The sequence below is a fragment of the Mycobacterium sp. genome (assembly GCF_035653355.1).
Taxonomy (GTDB): Bacteria; Actinomycetota; Actinomycetes; order Mycobacteriales; family Mycobacteriaceae; genus Mycobacterium.
The window spans coordinates 1-3,600 of sequence record NZ_DASRBZ010000396.1; the positions used below are offsets into that span (position 1 = coordinate 1).

General features: G+C 64.9%; 4 protein-coding genes. All 4 read left to right on the forward strand.

Annotation, left to right across the window (positions count from 1 at the left end; translation table 11 throughout):
• The coding region (locus VFA16_RS13725; protein ID WP_324968348.1) for an enoyl-ACP reductase at window positions 1-953 on the forward strand (953 nt) is incomplete at its 5' end.
• 93 nt (window positions 954-1,046) lie between these two features.
• Window positions 1,047-1,634, forward strand: a complete 588-nt coding sequence (locus VFA16_RS13730; RefSeq protein WP_324968349.1) for a DUF937 domain-containing protein — start codon at window positions 1,047-1,049, stop codon at window positions 1,632-1,634.
• Window positions 1,635-1,807: 173 nt separating this feature from the next.
• Complete coding sequence (locus tag VFA16_RS13735; protein ID WP_324968350.1) at window positions 1,808-2,425, forward strand: LysM peptidoglycan-binding domain-containing protein; 618 nt, start codon at window positions 1,808-1,810, stop codon at window positions 2,423-2,425.
• Between the two features lie 102 nt (window positions 2,426-2,527).
• A partial coding sequence (locus VFA16_RS13740) for a class I tRNA ligase family protein (RefSeq protein WP_324968351.1) occupies window positions 2,528-3,600 on the forward strand: 1,073 nt, incomplete at its 3' end.

Genomic DNA, 3,600 nt, shown 5'->3' on the forward strand with positions numbered 1-3,600 from the left:
GCGCGGCGGCTGGCACCGATTACGCCGACCTCACCGGTGAGGCGATGTTCGTGCGCAACAGCATCGACCAGTACCACAAACAGGCCGTCGATACCGGTGCCCGCATCGTGCATGCGTGCGGATTCGATTCCATCCCTTCGGATTTGAGCGTCTACGCGCTGTACCGTGCCGCCAGTGGCGACGGCGCTGGTGAACTCACCGACACGCACTTCGTGTTGCGCCGCTTCTCCGGCGGATTATCCGGCGGCACCATCGCCTCGTTGATGGAGGTGCTGCGCACCGCTTCCACCGATCCCGACGCACGGCGCCTGCTGGCCGATCCCTACACGCTGAGCAGCGACCGCGCCGCAGAACCGGACGTGGGCCCGCAGCCGGATCTGCCGTGGCGCCGCGGCCGCGACATCGCCCCGGAACTGGCCGGGACGTGGACGGCGGGGTTCATGATGGCACCGTACAACACCCGAATTGTGCGGCGCAGCAACGCATTATTGGATTACTCGTACGGCGCGAAATTCCGCTACACCGAGCACATGAGTGTGGGATCGTCTGTCGTTGCCGCCGTAGCCTCAGCCTTGGTCACCGGCGTCGGCAACGCGATGTTCGGGCTGGGCAGCCGCTATTTCCGGCTGCTGCCGCGGCGGATGGTGGAGCGGCTGGCGCCCAAACCCGGCAGCGGGCCCAGCGCCGCTGCTCGGGAACGCGGTTACTACCACGCCGAGACCTATGCGACCACGACCACCGGTGCTCGTTATCGGGCGACGATCGAGCAGCAGGGCGATCCGGGCTACAAGGCGACGTCGGTGTTGTTGGGGGAGAGCGGCTTGGCGCTCGCGTTAGACCGCGACAAGCTCTCGGACCTGCGTGGCGTGCTCACCCCGGCGGCCGCGATGGGCGACGCGCTGATCGCGCGTTTCCCGGCCGCCGGTGTGTCACTGCAAACCACTCGGCTTTGATTGAGTCGCGCCGCGCGAAAGGCCGTCGGCACGGCTCGATTGGTCTAGTGTCGTCATCGATTTCGATCACATCCAGCGACGAAAGTGGACACGATGGCCAGTCTCGACGACCTCTTCGCACAGATTCCCACGCGCGAAATCGCAAGCAGGTTAGGCGCTGACGAATCCGAAGTGAACAACGCTATTCACAGACTGGTGCCGGCGCTGGTTGGTGGACTGCAGGAGAACGCACAAAACCCTGCTGTCGCGTCAGAAATCTCGTCGGCTGTCAACAGCCATGCCGCGAGGGGGCTGTTGGACACCGGCGTGCAGGTGGATCAGGTCGACGAATCCGAGGGTCAGCAGGCCATCGCCAAGATCTTCGGCGGCAATGACAGCGGCCAGGTCGCCGCGGCGCTATCGGGCGGTGGCGGCGGCGATAATCAGTTGTTTCAGAAGCTGTTACCGATCTTGACGCCGATTGTGCTGGCCTACATCGGCAAACAGCTCAGCGACAACAAAGCCTCGGCGCCCGGAAAGCAGGGTTCGGGGGGCGCGCTCGGCGAGGTGCTGGGCAGCATCCTCACTGAGGCGTCAGGCGGCAAGGGCAACAAGTCGTTGGGCAGCATTTTGGGTAATGCGTTGGGCAGTAAAGCGGGCGAGATACTTGGCGGCTTGTTCGGCGGCAAGAACAAGAACTAGCCACAAGCACACCGCCATTGCACCGGTTCGTCACTGGCAATTCTTCAGTCGTTTCGATTCACGCGAGTTGGACGCGTCCACAAAAACGCTGACGTCAGTAGGCTCACGCTCGTCGGGAAAAGCAACAATGCGGAGCCGGTCGCCGGCCCGCGCTGATGAAGGGAGTGAGTGACGTGGGAGACACACTGACTGCAGGACAGAAGCTCGTACGGGGAGAGTCGCTCACCTCCAACAATGGGGCCTACACGCTGACACTGCAAGATGACGGCAACCTGGTGCTGGCGGTGCGCGGCAAGGCCATTTGGGCGACCGGGACCAACGGTCAAGACGTGGTGCGTGCGGAGGTACAACCCGACGGCAACTTCGTGCTCTACACCGCCGACAAACCCGTGTGGGCCAGCAACACCAAGGGCAAGAAGAACCCCAGACTCGTCCTGCAGGACGACCGCAACCTGGTGCTCTACGCCGACGACGGCGCAGCATGGTCCACCAAGACCGAGACCGACGCCCCACCACCACCACCGGCCCCCGAAGAGCCTGGCGCTCAGGCGGCACCCGCTGTGGAAGAGCCCGCCGCGGAACCAGAAACGGTGGGCCAAGCAGAGGAGCCGCCGGCACCGGAACCCACAGAACCGGCCGCACGGACATACACCGTCGAACCCGGCGACACCCTGTGGGCCATCGCCGAGCGCTTCTACGGCGACGGCAGCAAATACCAGGTAATCGCCGACGCCAGCGGAATCCCCAACCCCGACCTGATCCAACCGGGGCAGGTGCTGACGATCCCCTGATCGCGCCGCGTTCGACGACGTGGCGGCTCGCGTCGAGACGGCTGGGCGGCTACATCCGAACTGCTTGGCCGGTCGAGTAAGCGGGCTTCCTAGAATTGTGCGGTGACCCCCACCGCGAAGCCCGCCGTTAGCGCTGCGGCCGAAGCCTTGCCCAAGTCGTGGGATCCAGGCGCGGTCGAGAGCACGATCTACCAGGGCTGGGTGGACGCCGGCTACTTCACCGCGGACTCGGCCAGCACCAAACCGGGTTACTCGATCGTGCTGCCACCGCCCAACGTGACCGGCAGCCTGCACATGGGGCATGCGCTGGAGCACACGCTGATGGATGCCTTGACTCGGCGCAAGCGCATGCAGGGATACGAGGTGCTGTGGCTGCCGGGCACCGACCACGCCGGGATCGCCACCCAAAGCGTGGTGGAGAACCAACTGGCTCTTGAGGGCAAGACCAAAGAAGGCATTGGCCGGGAGCGGTTCATCGAGACGGTGTGGCAATGGAAGCGTGATTCCGGCGGCGCCATTGGCGACCAGATGCGCCGCCTCGGTGACGGCGTCGACTGGAGCCGCGACCGGTTCACCCTCGACGAGGGCCTTTCCCGGGCGGTGCGGACCATCTTCAAACGGCTCTATGACGCCGGCCTGATCTATCAGGCCGAGCGGCTGGTGAACTGGTCACCGGTGCTGGAAACCGCGATTTCCGATCTTGAGGTCAACTACGAAGACGTCGAAGGCGAACTGGTGTCGTTTCGATACGGCTCGCTCGACGACTCCGAACCCCACATCGTCGTCGCCACCACCCGGGTCGAAACCATGCTCGGCGACACCGCGATCGCCGTGCATCCCGACGACGAGCGCTACCGCCACCTGGTCGGCACCACCCTGCCGCACCCTTTCGTCGACCGGGCCCTGGTCGTCGTCGCCGACGAGCACGTCGACCCAGAATTCGGCACCGGCGCAGTGAAAGTCACGCCCGCCCACGACCCCAACGACTTCGAGATCGGCTCGCGGCACCAATTGCCGATGCCCACGATCATGGACACCAAGGGCCGAATAGTCGGCACTGGAACACCATTCGACGGCATGGACCGCTTCGAGGCCCGCGTAGCGGTGCGGGAAGCGCTGGCGGCGCAAGGCCGCATCGTCGAAGAGAAGCGCCCGTATCTGCACAGCGTCGGACA

What these genes read in the sequence shown, in the direction of transcription:
- VFA16_RS13730 (WP_324968349.1), top strand. Translation starts at nt 1,047, where the DNA reads ATGGCCAGTCTCGACGACCTCTTCGCACAGATTCCCACGCGCGAAATC.